Raw genomic sequence first — 1,062 nt, forward strand, 5'->3', positions numbered from 1 at the left:
ACCCGGGTATGCCCGTCCGCGACGATGTCCGGTGCCGGGCGCAGTCGCGCTTGTACGTTTCGGGGGCGAGGAGACTACACAACTACGCAGGTTCGGGTAGGTCGTGCGCCGCAGGCGCGCGACCTATTACGGAGCGGTGCCGCAGCGTCGCACACGGCCCACGGCCGTGCACGACCTACCCACCCGGGTGCCCGTCCGCGACGATGTCCGGTGCCGGGCGCAGCCGCGCTTGTACGTTTCGGGGGCGAGGAGACTACACAGCTACGCAGGTTCGGGTAGGTCGTGCGCCGCAGGCGTGCGACGTTCCGGAGCGGTGCCGGCGGCGCCGCACACGGCCCACGGCCGTGCACGACCTACCCACCCGGGTATGCCCGTCCGCGACGATGCCGGTCGCCGGATGCAGCGGAGCTTGTGTGTTTCGGGGGCGAGGGGGTTACACCGCTAGTCCAGCCGGTCCACCCGCAGCTCGATACGGCGGCCGTCACCGCCGGCCCGCCAGGTCTTCACATTCTTCCGGTTGTCGCCGGTGTCCGTGCCCGTGCGGGCGAGTGTCAGCCACTCGCCGAGAGGGCCGGTCACGGTGGTGATGAGGGTGTCGGTGTCGATATCGGCGCCGTCGCGGCGGTCGCGGCGCACCGTGATCCGCACGTGTACCCGCCCGCCGGTGAGCTGGGGTGTCACCGTGAACCCCCGGGGCAGGTCGCGGTAGTCCGGCACCTCGCCGAAGCCGGTGCCGTCGCTGCCCGCCCAGTACCAGCGCTTCGGCTCTGCTTCCAGCCGGCCCGTATCGATCACCGCCCGCCCGCCCTCGCGCACCCGCACGCGCTGAACCGCCGCGGCGGCGGTGCCGGCGCTGTGGCGTTCGGTGTTGCCGTTTGCCGCGGTGCCGGTGTCCGGGGCGATGCGTACGCTTACCCGCAGCTCGGCCAGGGGATGGTCCAGGGCGCTGACCGTGTCGCGCAGGGCGTCGACGGTGGCGGCGGGGCCGCGTATCACCAGCCGGTCGCCGTCGGCGGCGATCCGGGCGTCCTCGCCGGCGATGGTGCGCAGGGTGGGCAACAG

Annotated in this window: 1 protein-coding gene; it reads right to left on the bottom strand. The window is 72.8% G+C overall.

Translation table 11 applies throughout. The features are described 5' to 3' along the window. Window positions 1-441 precede the first annotated feature (441 nt). Window positions 442-1,062, bottom strand: a 621-nt coding sequence (locus G7A99_RS20735; RefSeq protein ID WP_163143778.1) for a hypothetical protein, incomplete at its 5' end; no start/stop codon positions are given.

It is taken from the genome of Arhodomonas sp. KWT, from assembly GCF_010993615.1.